Below are 25,715 nucleotides of genomic sequence, written 5' to 3'. Positions count from 1 at the left end.
CACTAAATGATTGGGGCTTTTTATTTACACAAAACCGTACATTTTTGCTAGGCCACAGTGAATTTACTTTAAAGCCAATACCGTATTTAGCCCCATAATGCATCACGCATCGATTGTATTCTGAACTAACTATATTGCTAAAAATTAGGTGGTAAGAAGAGCGAATACAAGTCCTACAATGATCTACACCCTACTCATATAACTCCTTATTTTCTCTCAGTTTTCTCTTATAAATAATAGACTTAAAGGTAACGAATAAAAGATAAACGGTAAAAAATGTCAAAATTTTCCAATTAAATTGAAAATTACTATATCAATATTATTAGTAAGGAATTACAATACCCTATTAATAATGAGGGTATTTTTGGCTAACGCTATTATTTTATAAATACAAACCGACAACCAGTACAGAGAAAGCGATATGCGTACAGATTCGTTCCAGCAAATTTTGGAAGATTTAAACAGCTCATCAGCGGATGTTGAAGCATCTGCCCTAATTTCTAACGATGGTCTTATGATCGCCTCAGCACTGCCAACTGGCATTGACGAAGACCGCGTTGGCGCGATGTCAGCGGCTTTATTGTCATTGGGTGATCGCGCTGGTCGAGAATTGGCACGCGGTAGTATCGACCGTATTATGATTCAAGGGGAAAAGGGTTACGTGATTATGACGTCATCGGGAGAAGAAGCGGTACTCACCATTATGGCAAAACCAAATGCGAAGCTCGGTTTGATTTTTTTAGACATCAAACGCGCCTCAGAAGCCCTTGCAAAACTTATCTGATAAGTGTTTTTAGGTTTTTATCGATAAACACCCCAGCAGATTGGTTTTTTGATCATGATGAACATAACGATAACTGAAGGATATACTATGGGCGCTCCCATTCCTGATGCACACAAGCCTGATATGCCTGCTGAGCAGGTTACCTTGACTTATTATGATGGCCACTCGCGCACGGTCTATGATACTGGCGTCGAACGTGCCTATCCTGATGGCAAGCTGATTGTATCGCGTACGGATTTAAACGGTGTTATCACGCACGTCAACGATGCCTTCGTTGAGATTAGTGGCTACGATATCGATGAATTAATCGGCCAGCAGCATTACATTTTGCGTCATCCTGACATGCCAAAAGCGGCGTATACAGACCTATGGCAGACCGCTGCTTCTGGACAAAAATGGCATGGCTATGTCAAAAATTTATGCAAAGATGGCAGCCATTATTGGGTCTATGCGACGGTCGTGCCAAACATTCGTCGCGGTGAAACCGTCGGCTACACCTCAGTACGCCGCAAGCCATCACGCAGTAAAATTGACGCGGCGATGACTCAGTACGCCCAAATGAAACAAAATGAGGAAGGCTAAATCATGACGACACACAATATGTTAATCGCCCCTGATTTCTCGCCTGAACGTTTTGCAGGCTGGCACATGTTCAACACCTTGATACAAAAACGTGCCAATCTCAATATGCATCTGAACATACCAGCGTCACATGCTGAGCAAACACAGATCATCGATGCAGGTGACATTCAAATCATTTATGCCAATCCTTTTGACGCAGCCACTTTGATCCGTGAAAAAGGATATCGCGCCGTCGCTCGTCCCATCGGCAAGTCTGATGAAATGGTCATTGCGTCGGCTGCAAATAGCGATATCAGTCGCTTAGAAGACATTCAGGCGGGCGCGACTATCGCCATGGCAGACAACCGCGATGTCAAATTGATCGGCTTACGATTATTAGAAGCGGTGGATCTTGAAGAAGCTGATCTGAGTTGGGACATCACCGAAACCTACCAAGCAGCCGCGCGTAAGGTTATCAAAAGAGAGGCACAAGCCGCTTTTTTCTTGGCAGAGATTTTTCATAGCTTTTCACGCTTAACCAAAACCCAATTGTCCGTCCTTATCGAAAGCGATCTGGCTGATATTAGCCATGTGCTGCTCATCAAAGAAGGGTTTCCTGATACACAGATTTTTATCGAGGCCATTCTCAATTTGCATAACGATGATGATGGCAAAGAGGCCCTGGCTGAGCTTGGTATGCCTGAAGGGTTTGAGGCCATGAGTGAAGAAGATGGCGAATTTATGATCGACTTGATGCAAACCTTGCTTGACTAGCCATTCATTGATAAGTTTTTTCTACGTTGAATCATAGTCTATTGTACTCATACCAGCCAAAGCGGTCACAATGGCTATGATTGAGAGGATGCTATTAATTATGTCTGATGTCGATCTGATCAAAGAAAATGAGAAGGAAATACACCGAGTATTTCGTTTGTACTCGCGTAAAGTATTTTTGGCACCCAACAACCGTCATTTTCATGAACAACGTATTAATACTGCTCTACTCCTGACTGAAAAAGAACCACTACAAGGGGCGGTTGCTGACTTTTTTTATGGTTGCTGGTATGACATTCCCTATGATGTAAATAATCTTTTTACGCGTATCAAGGATCGTTTGTATCCGCACGTCCAGCAAGGGTTCCGCGATTGTATTGATAAAAAAAGATATATTCAACGCAATAGCATGCTAGCAACCCGCTGGAGTGTTTTGGTCTCGCCTTCGCTCAATGACCAAAAACAGCGATTACGCATCAGTAGCGACGATGCCAAAGAGATATCCAAAGACATCACAAGCGAGCTGATGCAAGCGCGGGATAGCAAAGACTGGGGCACGATAGAACAAATCGAAAATGAATTTTTTGCCCATTGTATCGCGCGCCATGACCGCCTTGCTTTCTCTTTGGTTTGGTTTCGTTTGGGAAAAAGCGACTGGCAATTTGATGAGCGCTGGAACCACTGTCAGCAGCATCTTGATCAAACCGCTCAACCCTAATTCATTTGTTATCTCACACTTTTATCCTAATGGTAGCCGCTATGTCCTCTTATTTAAATGCTGATAAAACCTATCTGACTCTGACACCAGCGGGTATTTTTGAGGCATTTTCACAAAGTGAACCCACTGATGAGCAGCTGTCATTACAAAACCTGCTATCTTCTCCCCAGACCTTGCTTGCCGCAGATTGGCTTGCGCGCTATTCTGATACGTGGTTACAGCGCTTTATAGAACAAGGTTTGATTGAAAAACTATCCCTTCTGTTACCTGCTCCCAATCTGCCACTGGATCAATTTTTGCCTTATGTGGTTGCCAGCTTATCAGGTAAACGTCGTGCCGCCATTGGCTCTGACGAAGGATTTTGTTTGGCACGCATTGGTTATAGTCAAGAAGAAGCGGACATGCTAAGTGTGGCAGCCGCTGATTTTTCAGGCTTTATGCTCCGGCAAAAGCAGCGCGGATGGGCAGTAGAAAGCCAAGCCATCTCGTTTTTTCAGCAAGTCGATTTACTCATTCCTGAAACCAGCTTTGTGTTTTTATGGATTGATGGTGCAGGCTACGTACTTATTATTGATGGTGAGCCTTTGACTAATAGTCGTGCTTTTGTAGAATTGGTATGGGCACTAAAAACATCTGGCTTAAGGTTTATTAACTAACTCTGTTATATGATTTAGGCGTTGGCTCTGGCTATTCTATCGTTTAGCTCTCTCTTTTATCCCTTATGAATACCTCTAGTCATTAAATAGACGTGCTCTCTTCCTTCAACATATTAGCTGTCTTTTGATGGGTACCAAGAGTTACTCGCTCTTCTGTGATAATCAATCTTTGCGTAGTAACTTGCTTAGTAAAGTAATTTTCTTAGTAATAAGAATACGCTGAAAATTAACAAAAACTTAGCAAAGGTTAAGTCATACTGTATTCACTATTTAAATCCATTTTTCCTTCTATCAAAAATTTCAAACGCTCAAACCATATCCTAACCAACTACCCTCATCGAAAGTGGCAACCTTTGCCAAACCTTGCATTCTTGCTTATTTTTTAGGACAGTTTATGACTTCGCTGACCACTGTGCGCGTGCGTTATCAAACGATTGAAATTGGCAACACCGACATTCACATTTGTACGTTACGTGACAATCAACAATTTAGCGATCCTGATGATGAAGCATTGAATTTAGGTATCTGCTCTGCCTCTTGGCCGATGTTTGGGGTGATATGGCCATCTAGTTTGGTACTTGCCAATCATATGCTCAATTATGACATTGCGGGCAAACGAATATTGGAGGTGGGCTGCGGCATGGCGTTATCCAGCTTGCTGCTCAATCACCGACATGCCGATATCACAGCGACTGATTATCATCCAACGGTAGAATATTTCCTCGATCGCAACACCACGCTGAATAATAATAAAGAAATCAATTTTGAGCGCTTAGATTGGGCAGAGGACAATAGTCATCTTGGGAAATTCGATATCATTATCGGTAGCGATTTACTGTATGAAGACCAACATATCGATATTTTGGCCGAATTTATTGAGCGTCATGCGCAGCCAAAGTGTGAAGTCATCGTCGTCGATCCTGGCCGCGGCCGTAAAAATAAGCTGACCCATAAAATGACCGAGTTTGGTTTTAGTAGCAAGCATGTCAAACCTGAAAATACAACTTATCTTGAGATACCGTTTAAAGGACACATTTTGACGTTTTCGCGCGATGACGCAGGTTAAATAGCGTACAAGCTGTAAGTAAATAGAATCAAGAGCTGACCATGTCTTGCCATTTTTGCCGAGTTATCTTGTACAGTACATGCTCAGCAAGTCGATGATTCGCAGCCAGCGCAGGATGATAGAAATTGTCCTGCGTGTTTGTCATACCAATGCGCTGCATAATGAGTTGTGAGCGTTTATTAATGACAGCGGTAAACGAGACAACGTCATCAAGTACCAGCTCGGTAAAAGCAAAATCTAATGCTGCACGCGCGGCTTCAGTCGCATAGCCTTGTCCCCAGTAGTCTTTGTGAAGTCGCCAAGCGATTTCGACAGCAGGCGCAAACGACATATCTGCATGTGTCTCGTTTAAACCGACAAAGCCGATAAAATCATCCCGTTTTTCTACACCATTTTTTAAACCAACCGCCCACAACCCCCAGCCTTTTTCTTCAATAAGCTGCTGGCATTTTTTGGCAATCGTATCGCTCACCGTGCTTGATAACAACTTGGGAAAGTATTTCATCACCTCAGGATCGGCATTTATTTCCGCAAATATTGCAAAATCACTTGCTTGCCACTGTCTAAGGCATAAACGGTCTGTTTCTATCATATGGGACATGTTTGTCTCTTAAGATTGATACTATTTTGATTCAGTCAAGCCAGCCTTTTTGCTGGGCATAAGCCAGCTGCTCGGGCGTATCGATATCATAGTTGAGCTGGATATTAGTTACTGTACTGATTTGACTCGGCGGCAGCGCTCTGATGAAGTGGCGCAACCCTTTATCACCCGTCAATGCTGATTTCCATTGTTTAAGCAGACCCTCATCAATAACTAGTGGCAATCCAGCGATAGTTTTTACTGATGGATTGATTAAAGCATCATCATCTAAGTGCCTTTTATCTGTATGCGCCCAGCTATGATACCCGCTCGCCACCACAGACGGCTCACCAGCCAGCAGTGCCGTCAGATGCGACTCATCGAGCAGTATCTGATCGATACCCATGATTAATACTCGCTCAACCGGCACGTTTGTATCACCTAACGCCTCAATGCCCAAATACAAACTGTGTGCCATTCCCGTCTCTGGCTGTGGATTTACAACCATTTGAATAATAGGATATTGCGCAGCCAAGTCAGCAACAGCATCCATTATCGTGTGATGATGACCAGGAATAATCAAGATGATGGCTTGCGGCTGTGTGGTCACTGCCAGTTTGAGCATAACACGAATAAGCGCTTCGCCCTCTTTACTCAGCAGTTGCTTTGCTTGACCCAAACGCTGACTAAGCCCGCTTGCCAATATAATAACGGCATGATTGGATGTCAGTGAATGATCAAGCATTTGCAAACGCCGAAGAAGTCAGTTCAGATTTTGAAAATTCGGCAGGTGGCGATTGCTCATGCATCACTGCATTAATCTGTGCCAAAATCCCAAGTGCCAAGGCTTCAGGACCGTCTCCGCCTAATTTATAACCGATTGGATAGTGTGTCTTACGAATACCATTGACCAAAGTTTGAGGATCAGCCTTAGTGGCGCTAATCTCGTTAATCAGACGCTCGGTGCGATAGCTCGGACCCAATTGCCCTAAATACTGATACTGCTCGGGATGCTCTAACAACACATCCAAACGCGCACGGTCTTGACTCAGGCTGTGCGACATCAAAGCAACGGCAGCATTACGACTCAATTCAAGCAGTTTCTCCGTCTCCTCTAATGGCAAATGCAGCACAACATCTGCTTGAGAAAATCGCGCACGCGTCGCATATTGCGCACGGCTATCTACAACCGTCACATGCCAATCTTGCAGTTTTGCCATCGTGACCAGCGGCATCACATCGTTACCTGCTCCGCAAACGAGCAAACGGATTTGTGGCTGCAATCGTTGTACGAGCCACTCTGTTGATACGTCTGCATCTTTCAAAACGATGTACTCAGTGTTTTTATTAGAGATCTCATATTCCGCTAATGCGTCAATCATGTTGGCAAGTGTGCTTGACACAGTAGGTTCCGTGAGAGATAGCGCTTGCTCAGGCATAATAATGCCTAACTGTCCTGACTCACTGGCTTTATTCAGAATAATGCGCATACCAATTTGCAAATCAGGCATTTGCTGTTCACTGTTAGAACGAATCAAAGTAGCAATGGTGACAGGCTCTTGAGTACGGCGAACTTGAGTAATCGTTTTTAACAATGGTTTTGCACTTGCTAAACGCTCGAACAACACATGAACCCGACCATTACAGCCTAGACCAAAATTCATCTCATCCAGCTCGTTGATGTCATCTTCCCAATCATTAGATGTGTTATCGCCCAAAAACTCATCGTTCGCTACGTGAGCGCTTTGCTCTGTTTCTTTTGCTTCTCCATTGTCTGTATACTCAATGTCTTCGCCTGTTTGATAGACTTGGACGTTGGCACCATGACGCGTGAGCCAAAATGCCCGTTTGATAATATGTGGCTCCAAACAACCACCACTGATCATCCCAACGGAACGCCCATCCTCACAGATCAGCATCATCGCACCAGCACGGCGATACGCCGATCCTTCGGTGTGGACAACCGTTGCCAATACAGCATCGACATTTTGCTGCTGAGCCTCGCCTGCCAGCTTAAGAATGTCAGCAATTTGATTCATAATGCCTCTTTTTTGACCTATTTTAGTCAATATTTAAGTTATAAAAACCCGCCAATAAAGCGGGTTTTTGTTTAAACGTATAAAAAATTACTCTGGCATCTCATAAAGTAACTTATCAAGCGTAATCGGAAATTCATATACCCTAACGCCAACTGCATTGTAGACAGCATTGGCAATCGCGGCAGCCGCACCCGAAATGGCGGTCTCACCGATACCCTTAATGTGCATTGGATTGGTATATGGATCATCTTCTTCCACTAAGATGACGTCCAACTGTGGTACATCCGCATTGACTGGCACGTGATACTCAGCGAGATCGTGATTACACAGGCGACCATCGCGCTTGTCATGAATGACCTCTTCCATCAAGGCTGAACCAATACCGAACACCATGCCGCCATAACATTGTGACGTGGCCGTATTGTGGTTAAGGATACGACCTGCTGCGAAGGCTCCTGTCATACGCTTAACCCGAATCTCACCTGTGACCTTATGTATGGCAACTTCTGCAAAGTTAGCACCAAAAGAAGCTTGGCGATGACTTTTGCCATTTTTGCCCGGTTTGATTTGGCCTTTTGCGCTCAGCTTTTGCTCATCATAGTCAGCGATCACTTCTGCTAAAGCATAAGATTTCAAGCCGTCAAAATCGTATTTGCTGGTCTCTGACTTTGGTAGCACAAACCCTGTCTTTTCAGAGATTTTGTCTTTGAGACTTTCTGCTTGTACTTTGACTGTCTCAATCGCGGTATCTGTCTTGCTCGGATTATGGGTACCGACTTGCTTGATATACCCGTTATCAAGCTGAATCGTATCTGCATACAGACCAATTTTTGCGGCTATCATGTCACGTAGCTGCTCACAAGCAAGATAAATACTACTACCAGAACTTGCTGCACCGAAGCTACCGCCCGAACCAGACGCTGGTGGCAATTCGCTATCACCCAACTTCATCTCAATATGGTCGATGGGCAAGCCTAGTAAATCGGCTGCCACTTGCGAAAACACCGTATAAGAACCCGTACCGATATCCGTCATATCTGTTTCAATCACAGCTTTGACGCCAAGCTCTTTTGAAGCATCTACTTGTAGCGTTGCTCGCGCTTCTGATTGCTGTAGCGAGTTGCCGCGAGAGGATGCGGCCATACCAGTACCTATCCACCAGTCGCCATCTAGCTGACTGGCAGGCTTAGCATTACGCTCGCTCCAGCCAAATTTCTCAGCGCCTTGTTCCATACAGGCAATCAGTTGACGCGTTGAAAACGGAATATCTTGACTAGGATCTTTTTCTGGCTCATTGCGGCGGCGTAGCTCTATTGGGTCAATATCCAACTGTGTGGCAAGTTCATCCATGGCACACTCAAGCGCGATCATACCTACGGCTTCACCAGGCGCACGCATAGAGCCAGAAAGCAATTGGTTCATATCAACTTGTTGATAATTTACTTGGCGGTTTTCGCCGCGGTACAGATAATGGGTAGATAAAGCAGAAGGCTCAAAAAACCCTTCATCAGGTAAGTTGCTACTGATAGAATCATGAATCAACGTGTTGATCACCCCCTGCTCATCACAGCCAATGGCAATACGCTGACGAGTGTTTGAGCGTTTGACCGTCGCCTCCATAACTTGCGGACGAGTCATACAAACCAATACTGGACGATCTAACTCTTTAGCGGCAATAGCAGCGGCGATCGACTCAGGGGCAATGCCTAACTTACTACCAAAACCACCACCAACGTAATGAGCAATCATTTGTACCTGATCTTTATTGAGATCTAAAGCGTCCATGATTTGCTGCTTACATGATGCAATCATCTGATTCGACGTATAAAGAATCAGTTTGTCCTCTTCCCAATACGCCAAGGTCGCGTGCGGCTCCATCGCAGCACTGGTTTGGTTTGGGGTATGATAAAAACGCTCAATGGTCACGGGCGAATCTGCCAGACCTTGCTCTGGGTCACCGTTCACTGCATTCTTGTCTGACCCTTCTTTTTCATTTACTTCATGAGCATTGGATAACTCTTTAGCAAAATCCAAAGCTGCTTGTTCAGTCTCATCTTTGTAAGTCACACGAACTGCTTGAGCGCCTTCTGTGGCGGCTTCAAACGTCTCAGCGACCACAACGGCAATAGGCTGACCATGATAAAAAATCTCGCTAGCGCCTTGAGTGGGGGCTTTGGTTGCTGTTCCTTGCTGCGGATTACGCAAAAAATGCTTAGGGTCGGTGACCACTTTAATAATACCTGGGATGTCATCTAAAGCACTGCTATCGATACTTTCGACGTGCCCTTTAGCGATTTTGGCACTTACCAAAACACCATAAGCTTGATTGTCACGATAAATTTCTGCCGAATAAGGCGCTTGACCGCTCACTTTTAATGGGCCATCAACACGGTTGATCGCTTTGCCCACTAGGTTATTTGTTGTATTAGTAAACGAAGAGTCAACCGGCTCATTCATTGTCATTTTTTTAGTAGGTTCTGGTGGAAGTACTGAGTCTAATAATGACATGATTATGCTCCTTCGCCAGCTAACGCACGCTGAATGACTTGCTTTAATAAACGACGTGTCAGTGGTATTTTAAAATCGTTTTGCCCATTGCCTTTTGCGTCTTGCAATAACAAGTCGGCGGCCTGTTTGATCACCTCATCATTACCATCTGTATCTACTAACAAGGCTTCAACGGCTTCATTGCGCCATGGTTCGGTACCGATTCCACCAAAGGCCAAACGTACAGCGGTTAAATGACCATCATCACCAACCTCTATGACAGCAGCGCATGATACTAGCGCAAATGCATAGGAGGCACGGTCACGTACTTTGTCATAAGTATGCATACCTTTGATAGGCGCTGGTAGTACGACATGCGTGATAAGCTCGCCACTCTCTAAAACATTTTCGATGTGCGGTGTGTTTTTTGGTAGACAGTAAAACTCGCTAACAGGAATGGTACGTGTGCTGCCATCTGCTTTGACCGTCTCAATCTTTGCATCGAGCAGACGCATGGCAACTGCCATGTCAGATGGGTGCTGAGCGATACAAGCGTCGCTAATACCTAAGATAGCAAGGGCACGGTTCTCGCCGTTTATAGCTGGGCAACCTGTGCCGGGTTCACGCTTATTGCACGGGCTGTCTGTCTGATAAAAATAATAGCAACGCGTGCGCTGCAAGAAGTTACCGCCTGTGGTTGCCTTATTACGCAATTGCCCTGTAGCTCCGGCCAAAATAGCTCGTGACAGTACAGGATAATTGGCAATCACGTCAGGATGGCCTGCCAAATCACTATTGGTGACCAGCGTACCGATGCGCAATCCACCTTCGTCGGTGGTTTCTACTTGCTTTAACGTTAGGCGTGTTACATCTACAAGTTTGGTAGGCGTTTCAATCTCAAGCTTCATTAAATCTAATAAGTTGGTACCGCCCGCTATAAAAGAGGCATCTTTGGCATTCGCTGACATAGCAGCTTGCTCGGGTGCATCTGCACGGCTATACTCAAAGCGTCTCATGAGCGCCCTCCTTGTGTGTTGGCTGCTTGCTGACGGTTTGAAGCATTACCAAGCTGAGTCTGGCTCGGTGGCGGTGACCAAATACCCGTAACCTGTGCTCCACTCTTTGCATTGGTTGTAGAAACGTCTGTGGTAGACTTTTCCGAAACTTGGCTTTCAAGCACTTGCGAGATGGCTTTAATAATATTGGGGTAGGCAGAACAGCGACAAATATTGCCACTCATACGCTCTGCAATCTCTTGTACGAGCAGCCCATCAGGATTTTTTAAGTCGGCTGTCACATAGCTTGGCCAATTTTGCTTGACCTCTTCTATCAAGGCCGTTGCCGAACAAATCTGTCCTGGTGTGCAGTAGCCACACTGAAAGGCATCATTATCAGCAAAGGCTTGCTGCAATGCTGACAACGATTCAGGCATACCGATACCTTCAATCGTTGTAATCTCATCACCTTCATGCATTACTGCAAGGGTCAGGCAAGAATTGACTCGCTGCCCATTGATGAGCATTGTGCAGGCACCACACTGACCGTGGTCACAGCCTTTTTTTGGTCCAGTAATTTGTAAATGTTGACGACAGACATCGAGCAATGTCGTTCGTGTGTCGAGATTATCGAATTGATAATCCCGCTTATTTATTGTTAGTGTTAAGGTAGTCATGCTGGCTTCTCGCTGGCAGGTAAACATAAAAGAATGGCTATAAACGCTTTTCACAACCGTATTAATGAATTTATTATGACTGAACAGACGAGTTATTTTGTTCTGACTTTGTAGTCATTAGAGTGTAGTTTTTAATCCAAAGTCGTCTTAAGATGACAATATCTTCGTTTTTTTCGTCTTACTGTGTATCATTTAATTCACGATATCTAGTCACCAAAAACGCGCTGACTCTTAGCAGGTCAATGCAATGACTACCTACATTATTGTTATACCACTATGCTCGTTACCAAAGTTACAGTAGGTAACTGAAGTCGTCACTTAGCCTACATTGCAATCGCTTTAATATTCTCCTAGCATGGCTTAAAGCTTTATATCATTTAAGGCATTAAACAATAGCTATCCAAAATAAAAAACGAATCCTGCGAGGCATTATGAAACCGTTAGAAAAACCCTTACGCATAGACATCGTCTCTGATGTTGTATGTCCTTGGTGCGTCATTGGCTATCGCCAGCTGGCTGAAGCCCTAAAACAAACGAACACCGCTCATAGTATTCACTGGCATCCGTTTGAGTTAAATTCGAGTATGCCAGCCGAGGGACAAAACCTACGTGAGCACATTATTGAAAAGTATGGCTCTACCAAAGAAGAGTCTGATGCCAGCCGTGAGAGAATGACGGAAGCTGGAAGAGAGGTGGGTTTTGAGTTCAATTTCAATGACGACACGCGTATGCACAATACCTTTAATCTGCATCAGCTTTTACATTTCGCTGATCAGCAAGGACGTATGCACGAGTTAAAACAAGCACTGTTTGAGGCGCATTTTACCAACAATAGAAATATCTCTGATATCAACGTGCTAGCTGACATTGCAGCAGAGATAGGACTTGATCGTAGTGAGGCCTTGGCGGTGTTGGAAGGTCAGTTTTTTGCAAAAGAAGTTCGTACAGAAGAGCAGCATTGGCAACAGCAAGGTATTCAAAGTGTGCCAGCGATTATCTTTAATGAGCGTCATCTGGTTAGCGGTGCCCAAGGCGTCGATAACTACATAAGTATTTTAGAGCAATTGGCCACTATGTCTGACTAATCCATTGTTTAAAATAAAAAGGCTTATTTATGTCTTCGACTCACAGTCCAAACATCCTTGTATTCGATGTTAATGAGACACTGCTCGATATCACTACACTGACCCCTTTATTCACTCGTCTTTTTGATGATCAGGCTATTTTTAGAGAGTGGTTTGCCCAACTCGTGCTGTATTCACAAACCATGACGTTGTCTGGTCTTTATACACCTTTTGGTGACATTGGTGTCGGCGCATTAAGTATGATTGCCGATATTTATCAGATAACACTGACAGAAAGCGATATTGATGAGTTAAAAGATCGTATGGGCAATATGCCTGCCCATGCTGATGCTATACCAGCCCTCACTCGCTTGCGTGAGGCTGGATTTCGATTGGTGACCTTAACCAACTCTCCGAGCAGCGCGTCACCCACGCCACTAGAAAAAGCAGGGTTAAGCGATTTTTTTGAGCATCATTTTAGTATTGAAGCCGTCAGCAAGTTCAAGCCTGCGCCTGAAACCTATCAATTGGTTGCTGATACGCTGACAGTAGACTTATCAGATATGTGTCTGGTCGCCTGTCATCTTTGGGATACCATTGGTGCGCAAGCAGCTGGTTGTCAATCCGCCTTTGTTACAAGACCACATAACACCATGCTACCAGCAGCCAATGTGCCAGAGCCTAACTTTGTGGCGTCAGACCTGTTAAGCCTTGCAGAGCAAATAATCAGTAGTAAAGAGTTTCAATAACTAATTGGGAACTGGTGACTCTGCTCATTTAATATTGGTCAGTTAGGTATCATTAATCCTGAATAAAGAAGATACAGCAATGATACTGGACTGCCAACGATATATTTTCGCCGCCTCTGTCTGCGAAGGCATAGCAAGCAAGGAAAATTTGTTCTAGTAGCGCGTACTAATCGACGTATCTATATTATATAGGACTGGCTATATTAACTTTACCTTAGACCAGCAACTTTATAACTTTTAAAAAACAGTCATTCAAAATATCTTTCAAAAAAAATGCTACCCTTATTATTGGAGTAGCATTTTTGTTTTGTAATTCTGGTACGTTGTACGTTGGCTACCTTTTACTCTGCAAAATGAACCACAGAACGAATACTCTCGCCTTTGTGCATCAAGTCAAACGCTTCGTTGATGTCTTCTAATGGCATGGTATGCGTAATAAAATCTTGCAGTGGGATTTCACCTGCCAAATAACGCTCAACATAGCCTGGTAATTCTGAACGGCCTTTCACACCGCCAAATGCTGAACCTCTCCACACGCGACCGGTAACCAACTGGAATGGACGGGTAGAGATTTCTTGCCCCGCACCTGCCACACCGATGATGACGGACTCGCCCCACCCTTTGTGGCAGCACTCAAGCGCTGAGCGCATGACGTCGACGTTGCCAATACATTCAAATGAATAATCAACACCGCCATCGGTTAATTCAACAATGACTTCTTGGATTGGCTTGTCGTAATCTTTTGGGTTGATGCAGTCGGTTGCACCCAATTTTTTGGCCAGCTCAAACTTGCTTTCATTGATATCAATGGCAATTATACGGCTGGCTTTTGCCATCTCAGCACCAATGATGGCTGACAATCCAATACCGCCAAGACCGAAGATAGCCACCGTTGCACCCGCTTCGACTTTGGCCGTATTCATGACCGCGCCCATGCCGGTAGTCACACCGCAACCAAGCAAGCAAACCTCTTCTAACGGGGCTTCTTTGTTAACTTTGGCCAAAGAAATCTCTGGTAAAACGGTATATTCAGAAAAAGTTGAGCAGCCCATATAATGATAAATTGGCTCACCATCTTTATAAAAGCGCGTGGTGCCGTCTGGCATCAAGCCTTTACCTTGTGTTTCGCGTACTGCAGAGCATAGATTGGTTTTGCCTGAGCGGCACATTTTACAAACGCCGCACTCTGCTGTGTACAAAGGAATCACGTGATCGCCAACTTGCACGCTGGTCACACCTTCGCCGATTTGCTCAACAATACCGCCGCCTTCGTGACCTAAGATTGCTGGAAAAACACCTTCTGGATCTTCACCAGACAAGGTAAACGCATCCGTATGGCAAACGCCACTTGCCACGATTTTGACCAACACTTCGCCCTTTTTGGGTAGCATGACATCCACTTCTTCGATAGACAGTGGTTCGTTCGGGCCCCACGCAATGGCGGCTTTAGATTTGATAAATTTATCTGACATATGCATATTCTCTTTTTAATGGATTGTTTTTAATAAATTGTTTTTATGGGGAGTAGTCGATTCACTTTAAGAGCGACTGGAATGAATGTTGCGCCGCCTATAGATTAGCAGCAAGTAAGTAACATTTATACCAGTCGCCTGTGACTATCATCGCTTTTAACTATCAATGTATCGATTTTATTTTGAAATACCTATACTGACTGATTCAAATGATCATTCCGCTAGCTTATCTTGCTCACCCAGTGTAGGCAAGCGGCGAGGCAATGGATTTGTTCTCTTTGCCATGATAATGACCATTATAGTTTTTTCTGTAACGATAACAATATGCTATATTTGCAAATATCTTTTACACACAGGTAATAATCATGCGTTGGGATGGTATTAGCGAATTCGTTTATGTGGCAGAGTACGAGAGTTTTACGCGTGCGGCAAAAGAGCTTGGAATATCCACCGCGCAAGTCAGTCGACAGATCAGTGCGCTGGAGAAGCGCCTGAACATTAAACTTCTGTACCGCACAACGCGCAAAGTATCTCTCTCAGAAGAAGGCCGCGTGTTTTATCAGCATTGTCGCGGTGTGCTCGATGGCTTGGACGCCGCCGAGCAAGCAGTCAGTAATTTGCAATCAAAGCCGCAAGGTCGGATCAAACTGACGGCTCCTGTGACTTATGGCGAACAACAAATAGTCCCGCTACTCAATGATTTTATGGTGCAGTATCCTGATATCGAAGTGACTGCTTTTTTGAGTAATCAAAAAATAGACTTGGTTGAGGGTGGTTATGATTTGGCCATTCGGATTGGTAAATTAAGCGATTCGATGATGATGGCAAAAAAACTCAGTCGTCGCACCAACTTTGTCTGTGCAACACCAGCTTATCTTAGCCAATACGGTGTGCCGCGTACGTTAAAGGATCTTGGTCAGCATAATTGTCTATTAGGCACACGCGATTATTGGCATTTTGTTGAAAAAGGCGAAGAAAAAAATCTACAGGTAACAGGAACCGTGCAATATAACAGCGGTCATGGCTTGGTTGATGCGGCATTAAAAAGTCTAGGTATTGTCCAGTTACCTGACTATTATGTACAAAAATATTTGGCATCAGGCGAGCTCGTTAGTATATTGGACAGCCATAGAGAACCTGAAGAAAGTATTTGGGCCATTTATCCGCACAACCGTCATCTATCGCCAAAAATCAGGCTGCTCGTGGATTATTTAGCAGCACATTTGGCTTAAAATGCCATTAAGTTACATTACTATGTAATTCTATTTTTAGCTTCTTCGCGCATTCAATAATTTTTCTTCTATCGGCAGGCAGTGCGCCGTACTCGATTGCAGTTTCTCGCATTTGTACCGTCACATCATAGTGAGGATAGCTGGCGTTACGATGAAACAGGCGCTTGTCCACGTCAATCAATGCCGCAAACTCATGCAATTCTTGTAAGGTATCGGCCAGCATATGACACCATTTATGGCCTCTAAACTCTATACATACAAAGTCCACATATATCGCCATGACTTACCCCTCTTATCTTTCAAACTGTTAAAACAATTCTCGCACGTTCTTTTTTAACTGCGCCAGTACGTGTTGGTATTCAGCATGACTATGATCTAATGTACTCAATCGTCCATAGCGCAGCTGTCGATAATCTTGCTTAATAGACGTAATTTTTGCTTGTAGCGTGTCTAAATCCACTCTATTTATCGGCTGATGATGGTGATTAGTATCAGTCTGCGTATGTACCTGATTCTGTTGACCATCCATCGTTGCTGTCACACGATCAAGCCAAGAAAGCGGACCTTCATCCTCTGCTCGTGCCAGCAACTTATCGCGTTTACTCAAACGCTTTGAGAGCTGAGCCAATGGCCTGTCTGCTGGATGCCAGCGTTTACGGCGGCGCTGCCAAATCAGCAATACCAAGACAGCCATCACAACAACAGCGCTGGTTGCCAACCAAATAATCTGCCCCATGACTGAGCGAATATTAAACCATTTCAATAGCGAATCGGCCTGCTTATCTTGGTCATAACCAACCACATCTTTTTGCCAGTAGTAACTGGCCTGATCGGATAAGCGCCGCAAGGCTTGTAGCATCTGATACTGCTGATAACTGATTTGAGCACCAGCGCCATCACCAAACATGGCCGCGCCTCGTGACTCTGTTATCGCATTCATCCCCTGCTCTACGCGTTCAGGCGCGACAAAGCTTGTTGGATCAACCCTTACCCAACCTTGGCCTTCAAGCCAAACTTCAGTCCAAGCATGGGCATCTTTTTGTCGCACTTCCCAGACATTGCCACCGCGGCTCAGCTCGCCACCTTGATATCCAGCCACGACCCGCGCTGGAATCCCTGCGGCTCGCAACATAAAAGTAAAGCTTGAGGAATAATGCTCACAAAACCCCGCTTTGGTGTCGAATAAAAACTCATCAATGCGATCATCATTCAATCGCGGCGGTGATAGCGTATAGCGAAATTCGGTTTGATTGATCCAGCGCTCGATAGCATTCATATAACGAATAGGATCTGACCCCGACTGTACAAGTAACTCCTTGGCCAATGCCCGCGCTTTGGGGTTACCCTCAGCTGGCAATGCAAGATTGAGTTGCCGCAGTTCATCAGTCAAAATAGAGTCGATCTGCATTGGCGTGAATTGTAGAGTTTCATAACGCAGCTGCTGAGTAACGGGCTCATCTTTTCGTAAGGTAAAATTTGATGTCACACTGATGTCTTGCTGCTGAGTAAAAGGATAATCAAGTCCAAATAGCCAGTTTTGCTGAGTAGGCTCTAAAACTACCGTATAATTTGTAGGTGACTGTTTTGCTGCGTCAGGCACCGTGGCAAAGGCATTTTCAATCCAAGTCGGCATTTGCGGTGACGCTCGCCATTGTCTTTGTTGCAGGCTTGGCCGCCAAGTCACACCGTCAAAATCACTAAACACCAATCCTCGCCAATACAGCTCCTGCTGCGGTGGACGATTATCCGCAAATTCTACTCGAAAAGCCAATTCAGTGGATTGTCCCAAATTGGCAAAATCACCCGGCGACATGCTGTCGGACACGCCAGTGGTCGCCTGTCCACTTGATAGCTGCACTGACCATAAAGGTGGCAGCCGAGGAAAAAACAAAAACAGCACAACCAATAGCGGCAATGCCCCAATACCCAAAACGCCGAGCGTACGCAGACGACCGTCACCGCGAGCATTGCCATCATCATTGAGCGCAATAAATGCCAATAACACGACAATCACGCCAATGACCACTTCTAGCGTCGTTACCAACCCTTGATCCATCAAAAATAGCGCAGCAAGCACAAACAAGGATAGATTTAATAATACATACGCATCACGGCGCTTATATAACTCCCACAGCTTACTAACGAGGCACAGCACCAAAAACGCCACCCCCATATCCAGTCCAAATGCGGTATTGTAAGTCAGCCACAACCCTGCCAATCCCAGCAAGAAACCCAGCATTTGCATGCCTTGATACACCCGCTTTAGATGCCGTCTCTCTTTAAATCGCGCCTTTATGTTTGGCAACTGAGCACAAATACTGACGACGGCAAAGCCTATCAACCACAATGGCAAGTGAGCGGCATGAGGCAAAACAACAATGACTTGAGCCAGTAATACCCAATAATAGGCTGGCAACGCCAATAATTTGCGGTACCATTTATTGCTATTGACAAGATTATCCTGAGTATCAATATACCGACCTACGGCCAAATACTCAAAACTGGCAGCGTTTACGCTATCTGTAGACGAGTGAACCGAAGAGCGCTTAGCTAAGCGTTGAGAATCCGTCATGGTGCTTTCGCCAATCTGAGTAAGCACGTTTGCGCAAAGTTGTCGCCTTCACCAAGTGGGGTTGCCGAGGGCGCATCATGTGGTAAGCGCATTCTAAACGGCACGCCCAATTGACCCAGTGCCATCGCGCCATAGGCCAGCTGTGAAAGCTTTTGTTCATGGTGTGCGGCCGGCATATCCATATAGTCTAAAGTTTGCTCATGACCGACAGGATCAGAAAAATGCTTGGTAAACATACCTTGACCGCGCGCAACATGCCCCCAAGACACACGCGCAAGCGACTCCCCTTCTCGGTAGTTATCGAGACGCTCAAACTCATCTTGACCTTGTCGATACTGCCCACCTGTTGGCAAATCTTCTAGACTTGCTTCTGAATAGTACGTTTGCCAATCAAATACTTCTGGCTTCGGATACACCCAAGCGGTGCGGGCAAAATACACATAAGACCATGCGCGCATGATACCTAAAGGATATACCGTTTTGATGGTTAATCGTGGCAGTTCAAGCACGCCGCGAAAATCTGTCTGAACAGGCAGGCGAATTGTTTGCTCGCCTTGAAGCTGAGTGACCAGTACAGAATGCTGACCCTCATGGTTGTTTTGGCTTTTTTTGTCCGTAGATTTTATGGTTTCTTTATCGGATTGCTCAAAACCAAATAATAGCTGCCGCCTTGGTTGCCTACTATCACTACGTAGTTGCAATGTGACCCAAGCAGGCGTACCTGCTTCTGTCATCGTCACTTCTAGTAGAACCACTTTTAATCCTGAGATGTGCGCAAACGTCACATGAAAGCTAATCAACCAAATGCTCACAAGATAAAAACACAGTCCTAGTACCAAATTGTTGCCATAGTTGATACCAGCAATGAAAGTGATGATTAGTAAGACTGCAAACAACAAGCCTTCACGGCTAAAAAAGATATAGATATTACGTAAATTGAGTGTTGCGCTATCACTTTTGGGTGCCCGCGCGTCAAACCAACGGCGTAATATCGACGTGATAGGAGCCGTTAAGGCTTTTGGCAAAAGGCGCATAGTTGCCCTATCCTCACCATAGAATTAAAAGAATTACGAGCATTCAGCAAACATTTTGAATAGTCATTTTTGCTAAATAGGCTTTTAGGCAATAACAGGCACTTCTGCCAAGATACGTTGAGCGATAGTCAGCGGCGCTTGTCCCCCACCTGTCACATGGGCTGGTATAAAACGCTGACCCAAACGATGATCAGTGACTGCGGCAAACACCGCTTGGATGTCTTCAGGTGTTATCTCCATATGACCAGAGACATATGCATGGGCTTGAGCCGCACGCTGTAACGACAATACGCCACGTGGTGAGAGACCGTGATACTCTTGGCTTGAGCGAGTTTTTGCCACCAAACGCTGTAGATAGTCCAAGACCACATCAGCAACATAAACTTGTTTGACCCCTTGCTGAGCCAATATCACAGTCTCTGTATCAAGCATAGCATCCAAATCTTTTAACAGCTCACGGCGGTCCTGACCTTTTAACAGCTCACGCTCCGCTGTAGGAGAAGGATACCCTAGTGATAAGCACAACAAGAACCGATCAAGCTGCGACTCTGGCAAAGGGTATACGCCCGCTTGCTGTAAAGGGTTTTGCGTTGCAATCACAAAAAAGGGCTGCGGTAAGCGATAAGTTTGCCCGTCTTGCGTGACTTGTCGCTCTTCCATCGCTTCTAACAGCGCGCTTTGTGTTTTAGGGCTAGAGCGATTGATTTCATCAGCAAGTAACAGTTGCGTAAAAATAGGTCCTGATCTAAACTCAAATTTTTGTTTGCTTTGATCGTAGATACTCATCCCTAAAATATCTGCTGGCAACATATCGTTGGTGAACTGAACTCGACTAAAACTCAATCCCAGCAGTTGTGCCAACCCTTGTGCCAGAGTCGTCTTTCCCATACCTGGCAAGTCTTGCAGTAATATGTGCCCACCTGCCAATATGCCACTGAGCGCCAGTTTGACTGCTTGCGGCTTATCCAGCACAATTTGGTTTAACTGTATCATCATCTGTGCAATTTTCTGCTGATTGTGAAGATAGTCGGTCGCTGAATCGGTCATAGTAATGTATTGGCTCATTTTTATAGGGATAGTATGGTAGATCAGGAGTTGTTTTTATTATTTTCTACTACTGGTGCTGCGGCGCGAAGCGTTGATAAATATGCGATCAAATCAGTACGCTCTTTGATATCTGGCATAGGATCTGAGAGCATTTTTGAATTTGGCATCGCTTTTTGGGCATCAGCAATATAGGGATCTAGCGTTTCTGCATTCCATACCCAACCGGACTGCGCCAAACCTTCACTGTAAGTATAATCTTTTAACTGAGCAGCTGGTGCACCGTATATATTCATCAACTGCGGGCCTTTTTTGTTGAGACCTGCATTGAGCTGATGACATTGGCCACAAGCTTCTTTATAGATGGTAGCCCCTTTACGTGCATCACCTTTGGTATACACAGGTAATGTGACAGGGGCGCGGTGGTCAGGTGGTGTATGGTCGCACGCAGTCAGTAATAAAATGGCAGAAAAAAGACCACTGATGTAACATTTACTAGAGATAGGCATTTTTAACAATCTTTGGTTGAAGGGTGTCAGCTACGATAAATACTATCGGCTACAACGTAGGAGTAAATATAAATAGTATCAAGTCAATCATAGTCGCCTATAAACACATAGCGTTGTCTATAGGCATTCATATCAATAGAAAATGCTCATAGCGTCACGATAATCTAGACCATAAGCAAATAAAAAAACCGTTAACTCGCAAGCTTAATCGTGGTGCTCGGCTCTTCTAAATAATAACCTTGTAAATAGCGCGCACCCACACTCCATGCAACGGACATCGTTGCTGCATCTTCAATATAAGGCATGAGTACATCAACCTTAACCTCATTGGTACGACCAATAAGAGATTTGACCGCTTCTAGGTTTTCCGCTGACTCAATACCTTCTACATAGTTATGAGCCAAACGTACCATATCAGGCTGCACAAAGCTGACAATTTCTACCGACTTGGCAGAAGAACCAAAATTATTGATGCCAATCTGACAACCAACTTGATTTAGAGCGATGAACTGATTTTTTGCTAAGGTCAAATGGTCTGAGATATCGTTTTCAACAAACTGTATGGTCAGCATACCAGAAGCACCCCCTACTGCTTTTATAAGTTGACTCACAATATCCGGTAACTTCTTATCGATTAAAGAGGCACTGGTCAATTGTATAAGCAATCTGGCCTGAGAACTGACTTTGCGAATGTCATTGATTTTTTTGCAAGCATTGATCAATACCCAACGATCTATTTTTTCGAGCAATTTGTGTGACTTGGCAACAGCCATGAATTGATCAGGGGTCAATACTGTATTGTCTGCATCTGCTAATGGCAGACGTAGGTATACTTCAAAAAAGTCACTGCGATCATGATTGATGTCGTATATCGGCTGGAACGACAGCTCAAAGCGGTTGTTGGCAATGGCATCAATCAATGACTCAGCAAGGGCATGATCGTCACTATTGGCATGCTCGCTTGGATCGTACAGATGATACGTACCACCATGATTGGAAGTTTCTATCATGATTTGACTAATGGCATGTATCGCACGTTCTAGTAAGATAGCAGGTTCTGCGGTATTTCTTTCTATCTTGGTAATACCAATACTGACGGTGGTACTGATCGTACGCTTATCTACTTCAATCAGCATATCGCCAATTCGAGAACCGATATTTTCTGCCAGATCTTCTAACTCTGACGTTGTCTTATTCTCTACCAATATAGTAAAAGCGGTATCGCTAAAACGACTCACATACCCATCTGACACCATCTCATCCAATGTATAAGCCACCTGTTTGACGGTCGCATCGATACCTTGCAATCCCAAACTGCTACTAATTTTACCGACATTATCCAGCTGAACATATAATAATGCTGCGGTCAGTAACCCTTGCTGCGCCTGCTGGTATACGATTTCTATTTGCTCTTCAAAACCGCGGCGGTTATCAATCCCAGTCAAACTGTCCTGACGCTCAGCGGCCGCTAAACGCTTAGCCACTTCTGCACTATTATTGTGGTTTTGTTGGATAATAACCTGAGTCACAGGCTCGCCTTCTAAAGTCGCTGCCGCCAGCTGCAACTTTGCTTCAAAGGTGCTACCGTCTGTACGCACACTTTCAAACTTAAACTCTACTTCTTGCCGACTGCCTTTATCAAATTGACGTAAAAATTGTTTAAAACCTTTAACGTTATCGCCGCCTGCAATCAGATCAATAATGGGCACACCGATAGCCTCACTCATTGAATTAAAGCCGAAAAGCTGGAGATAAGGGTCGTTAGCGAAAATATGAACCCCTTGATCGATATAAGCAACCGCACTTTTAGAGTTTTTGATCAATACATTGGCGCGCTGCTCCGCTTCAGAGATGACATGCCGTAAATTTTTGAGTTCGCGGCGACTGCGCAAATTATCGTGCTGCAAACAAATAGACATCACCACTGCCATTTCTTGATCAGCTCGCAGCGCTTTCACCATGATGCCACTGATAACGCTAGGCAAACCTTGCTCGTTATTGGCTGTCGCTGACACCTCTTCGGTCAGTAGGCAAATCATGGGCAGATCTACGCCTTGCTCTTGGATGATGCCTACCGCATCCGTAAAGCTCATATCATAAGCTTTACCGAATACCAAAGTGTCCCAAGGCTGCCGTAACGCCTTCAAAAACTCCTCTTTGTCATCCAAAAATCCCAAATTTACGGTGTCATAATACCCCTCTAGTAAACTTACGAGACGTTCAGCATAAAGCTGGTCATCATCGATGACTAATAGATTTAAGATGGATTGAGTGCGCATAAAGAAGCCTTTTGAATCTTGTGATGTTATTTTCATATCGGACGTTAGATACCATACACCTTTTCCAAAAATACAATCATATAGAACGTACTATCAAGAATGGGCTTAGCGGCTTTTATGATTCTGATATTTTTTTGATTTAAAATGTCAGGCTCAGGAGCCAAAGGTATCACATAGATTAGGGTAACCATCATCGTCATTATAGACAATAATTTAATGGGTTGCAGGTTAACTTACCCGCTTCATTGTTTAGTCAGACTATTTAAATAAAAATATAAGTAATAATTTTTACACATGTCTGCGTCTCTATTTTTATGATAAAACAAGCCAGTTATATTTTTACTATCTCATACTGGCTAAATTCATCCGTGAATAATACTCTTTTTTCCAAACGCAAAGGCGTTTGTTTATTGTTGATACGCATCGTTACTCTGTCATGCGGTTGGAAGTAAGCGGTTGGTACTATTAGTGTACCTGCCGTTTGCAGCTGCTCATCCCCACCAAGGATAAATGCTGGTACAAAATGTTGACTGCGCGTTTCTCTACCTTCCAAACGTATGCCGCAAGCAACGACTGCATGTCCAAGCACCTGCCACTCAACTTCTAGGTTTTTGTCATCAGGATTCAACCAGCGTGCCACGCCTATTGACCAATCAGTTGATGCATTTCTATCAGAACGACAAATTAAAAAAAGACTCATAGTAGATACTAATAGCGGTGCTGTCATCGTCCACTTAGGGTCAACAATGCCTAGATCAACGCCTTCTTGATTGGGCAACTCTTTAAGCTGGGCAATGCCACTATCTGTCACTATCTCACCATAGTTTGATATGGTGTCTTTATTTAATATAGCTTCTTTATTTGTCGCCTGCGAATGATCTGCTGGGAATACCAATTGTAATCTGCGAAATAAAGACGTGTCACTATTACTTAAAATCTCGTGAATGACGGTTTCATCGCCGCCCCGCTTATGTTTGCCTGTCTCATAGCGAGGGCGCTGCTCCTCTGGCAAATCATTCACAGCAATCAGATTGGCAAAACTTTGTGACCCACTAACGCGATAATGAATATTATTGAAGCCCGTGATTAGTACAGCTTCTTTTTTGATAACATATTTGGTCGCTGGTGTGAGCGGTGTTTGCAAATATCGATACCTCATTGTCATCGATAGTTTATTTAACAAATAGCATTCAGCGCCTTCACTACCCTCTACAATCAAAGCTTGCACGCGTGCTTCAAAATACGCGAGCAATGGTCCAAGCTCTATAAACAAGCAATGATGGTGATCTTCATAAGGATTGATATCAGAGTTGGCCGTTAAATAGGCAGGCGGCTTATCACTATGTAAATCAACGAATACCCGTGTCTCAGTTTTTGGCTCTATCGTTGCAACAATATATTTGCCCCATTCAGGCAATAAGCGTTGGACAAGCAAAACAGTCTGGCGTTGCATGGCACGCATATTTAACAAACTGTGCAGACAAATTTGACAATACAATTGATGTATATTACTGGCACGCAAACTGCCTGTAGTCTCAATATGATTAACAGTCAACACGTGATGTTGATGAGCAAGAGCATATAACCGATTAGTTTTGTACCACAAATAAGGTGATGGTTTTTGATAACAGATCACCTCTTCGCCCAGTAATTTTTGGTACATTAACAACGTCTGATAAATAGCAGTAGCAAGCAATACCGATGAATCATTACTAACCTTGAAATATCGTTTCCAGACTTTGCTAGAAGGAGGCTTCTTCCGGTTTTGTAGCAATGCTTGCTTATCATGTATCACTCTGTCATAAGCCATAATAATGAGATAATATAATGACTTTACCTGATCCATATGAGACAACGGCACGTCATTTAGCGCACCAGTCTCATAAATATAGTGTTGTCTTAGCGTGGCAATGAGTTGATCTGAGGCATCTATCACTTGCGCTAGTAGTTTGAGACGTTGTTGCTCCTTGATATTGACCTCACGTAATACGGTGAGTATCTTTTCTAGCTGTTCTGCTTGCTGTATAGGCGTTTGAGAAGGCAAAGTTGCCAACAGTTTGAGCAAATAGTGCTCTTGACCATTGGCCGATTGACTCATAGAAGGTGGCTGCGCTTGAGAAATGGACTTTTTAGAAGACAGATATTCTTGAAACGTTGATAAAGTTATCATCGGTATTCCTAAGAACTAGGGTATGGCCTCATTTTTTCCATAAAATAAGACAGATTTTAATCGAACTTCAATAGAATCGCAGACAGTATCTGCGTATCATCCAATACCTAACACTATTTTACTTGTCACAAACCGAGCTGGTTTTGGCTGGATGAAATGAATGTCTATATCTGATCATCCCTAAATATCCTACGTTAAAACCATCAAAAACACCTGCCAGCCAACCTTTATAAATCACATATAAAACTGATAA

23 protein-coding genes are annotated in these 25,715 nt (G+C 44.2%); 9 read left to right on the top strand and 14 right to left on the bottom strand.

Translation table 11 applies throughout. The features are described 5' to 3' along the window. Positions 1–421: 421 nt before the first annotated feature. The 6 genes from FW759_RS04040 (at position 422) to FW759_RS04015 (ending at position 4,559) form a co-directional block, all read left to right on the top strand. Positions 422–784: a roadblock/LC7 domain-containing protein gene (locus FW759_RS04040; protein WP_062845260.1), complete on the top strand. Its 363-nt coding sequence runs from the start codon at positions 422–424 to the stop codon at positions 782–784. 87 nt (positions 785–871) lie between these two features. Continuing rightward, complete coding sequence (locus FW759_RS04035; protein WP_087039862.1) at positions 872–1,366, top strand: PAS domain-containing protein; 495 nt, start codon at positions 872–874, stop codon at positions 1,364–1,366. Between the two features lie 3 nt (positions 1,367–1,369). Beyond that, entirely contained in the window at positions 1,370–2,119 is a 750-nt protein-coding gene (locus FW759_RS04030; RefSeq protein ID WP_443508903.1) for a PhnD/SsuA/transferrin family substrate-binding protein, read from the top strand. 100 nt (positions 2,120–2,219) lie between these two features. Beyond that, positions 2,220–2,837, top strand: a complete 618-nt coding sequence (locus FW759_RS04025; protein ID WP_446442268.1) for a hypothetical protein — start codon at positions 2,220–2,222, stop codon at positions 2,835–2,837. Positions 2,838–2,878: 41 nt separating this feature from the next. Further along, positions 2,879–3,493 (top strand): hypothetical protein, encoded by a 615-nt coding sequence (locus tag FW759_RS04020; RefSeq protein ID WP_062845264.1) that lies wholly within the window; start codon positions 2,879–2,881, stop codon positions 3,491–3,493. A 394-nt stretch (positions 3,494–3,887) separates the two neighbouring features. Beyond that, complete coding sequence (locus FW759_RS04015; RefSeq protein ID WP_446442267.1) at positions 3,888–4,559, top strand: class I SAM-dependent methyltransferase; 672 nt, start codon at positions 3,888–3,890, stop codon at positions 4,557–4,559. 28 nt (positions 4,560–4,587) lie between these two features. On the opposite strand, the gene FW759_RS04010 is transcribed toward FW759_RS04015, so the two are convergent. The 6 genes from FW759_RS04010 to FW759_RS03985 form a co-directional block, all read right to left on the bottom strand. Next, positions 4,588–5,151, bottom strand: a complete 564-nt coding sequence (locus FW759_RS04010) for a GNAT family N-acetyltransferase (protein ID WP_446442310.1) — start codon at positions 5,149–5,151, stop codon at positions 4,588–4,590. Positions 5,152–5,191: 40 nt separating this feature from the next. Continuing rightward, positions 5,192–5,884 (bottom strand): nucleotidyltransferase family protein, encoded by a 693-nt coding sequence (locus FW759_RS04005; protein ID WP_446442266.1) that lies wholly within the window; start codon positions 5,882–5,884, stop codon positions 5,192–5,194. Continuing rightward, on the bottom strand, positions 5,877–7,178 hold the full coding sequence (locus tag FW759_RS04000) for an XdhC family protein (RefSeq protein ID WP_446442265.1): 1,302 nt from the start codon (positions 7,176–7,178) through the stop codon (positions 5,877–5,879). The genes FW759_RS04005 and FW759_RS04000 overlap by 8 nt, the downstream gene beginning before the upstream one ends. An 87-nt stretch (positions 7,179–7,265) precedes the next feature. After that, positions 7,266–9,686, bottom strand: coding sequence for a molybdopterin cofactor-binding domain-containing protein (locus tag FW759_RS03995; RefSeq protein WP_446442264.1), 2,421 nt, complete (start codon positions 9,684–9,686; stop codon positions 7,266–7,268). 2 nt (positions 9,687–9,688) lie between these two features. Next, the gene (locus FW759_RS03990; protein ID WP_446442263.1) at positions 9,689–10,681 is read right to left on the bottom strand and encodes an FAD binding domain-containing protein; all 993 of its coding nucleotides are present in this window, start codon (positions 10,679–10,681) and stop codon (positions 9,689–9,691) included. After that, complete coding sequence (locus FW759_RS03985) at positions 10,678–11,337, bottom strand: 2Fe-2S iron-sulfur cluster-binding protein (RefSeq protein WP_443531377.1); 660 nt, start codon at positions 11,335–11,337, stop codon at positions 10,678–10,680. The genes FW759_RS03990 and FW759_RS03985 overlap by 4 nt, the downstream gene beginning before the upstream one ends. A 431-nt stretch (positions 11,338–11,768) precedes the next feature. Between FW759_RS03985 and FW759_RS03980 the strand changes: the two genes are divergently transcribed. Together FW759_RS03980 and FW759_RS03975 are read left to right on the top strand one after the other, a co-directional pair. Next, positions 11,769–12,422 (top strand): DsbA family oxidoreductase, encoded by a 654-nt coding sequence (locus tag FW759_RS03980; protein ID WP_446442262.1) that lies wholly within the window; start codon positions 11,769–11,771, stop codon positions 12,420–12,422. A 29-nt stretch (positions 12,423–12,451) separates the two neighbouring features. Further along, on the top strand, positions 12,452–13,150 hold the full coding sequence (locus FW759_RS03975) for a haloacid dehalogenase type II (protein ID WP_446442261.1): 699 nt from the start codon (positions 12,452–12,454) through the stop codon (positions 13,148–13,150). A 341-nt stretch (positions 13,151–13,491) separates the two neighbouring features. Here the strand turns inward: FW759_RS03975 and FW759_RS03970 are convergent, their stop codons facing one another. Then, positions 13,492–14,622: an S-(hydroxymethyl)glutathione dehydrogenase/class III alcohol dehydrogenase gene (locus tag FW759_RS03970; protein ID WP_446442260.1), complete on the bottom strand. Its 1,131-nt coding sequence runs from the start codon at positions 14,620–14,622 to the stop codon at positions 13,492–13,494. Between the two features lie 365 nt (positions 14,623–14,987). Here FW759_RS03970 and FW759_RS03965 point away from each other — a divergent pair, with 365 nt between their 5' ends. Beyond that, positions 14,988–15,854, top strand: coding sequence for a LysR family transcriptional regulator (locus FW759_RS03965; RefSeq protein WP_446442259.1), 867 nt, complete (start codon positions 14,988–14,990; stop codon positions 15,852–15,854). 7 nt (positions 15,855–15,861) lie between these two features. On the opposite strand, the gene FW759_RS03960 is transcribed toward FW759_RS03965, so the two are convergent. From FW759_RS03960 to FW759_RS03930, 7 genes are all read right to left on the bottom strand, one after another. After that, entirely contained in the window at positions 15,862–16,134 is a 273-nt protein-coding gene (locus FW759_RS03960; RefSeq protein WP_443527584.1) for a DUF4031 domain-containing protein, read from the bottom strand. Positions 16,135–16,161: 27 nt separating this feature from the next. Further along, complete coding sequence (locus FW759_RS03955; protein WP_446442258.1) at positions 16,162–18,426, bottom strand: transglutaminase family protein; 2,265 nt, start codon at positions 18,424–18,426, stop codon at positions 16,162–16,164. Further along, the gene (locus FW759_RS03950) at positions 18,423–19,460 is read right to left on the bottom strand and encodes a hypothetical protein (RefSeq protein WP_446442257.1); all 1,038 of its coding nucleotides are present in this window, start codon (positions 19,458–19,460) and stop codon (positions 18,423–18,425) included. Before FW759_RS03950 ends, FW759_RS03955 begins: the two co-directional genes overlap by 4 nt. A gap of 84 nt (positions 19,461–19,544) precedes the next feature. Beyond that, complete coding sequence (locus tag FW759_RS03945; RefSeq protein ID WP_257011746.1) at positions 19,545–20,507, bottom strand: AAA family ATPase; 963 nt, start codon at positions 20,505–20,507, stop codon at positions 19,545–19,547. A 41-nt stretch (positions 20,508–20,548) separates the two neighbouring features. Then, the gene (locus tag FW759_RS03940) at positions 20,549–21,013 is read right to left on the bottom strand and encodes a c-type cytochrome (protein ID WP_131392595.1); all 465 of its coding nucleotides are present in this window, start codon (positions 21,011–21,013) and stop codon (positions 20,549–20,551) included. 191 nt (positions 21,014–21,204) lie between these two features. Beyond that, positions 21,205–23,292: an EAL domain-containing protein gene (locus FW759_RS03935; RefSeq protein WP_446442256.1), complete on the bottom strand. Its 2,088-nt coding sequence runs from the start codon at positions 23,290–23,292 to the stop codon at positions 21,205–21,207. A gap of 331 nt (positions 23,293–23,623) precedes the next feature. After that, on the bottom strand, positions 23,624–25,462 hold the full coding sequence (locus tag FW759_RS03930) for a hypothetical protein (RefSeq protein ID WP_446442255.1): 1,839 nt from the start codon (positions 25,460–25,462) through the stop codon (positions 23,624–23,626). Positions 25,463–25,715 lie beyond the last annotated feature (253 nt).

This window comes from Psychrobacter sp. 1176_08 (assembly GCF_052850615.1).
The sequence above is the reverse complement of the archived record's forward strand: the minus strand, read 5'-3'. Positions and strand labels throughout refer to the sequence as shown.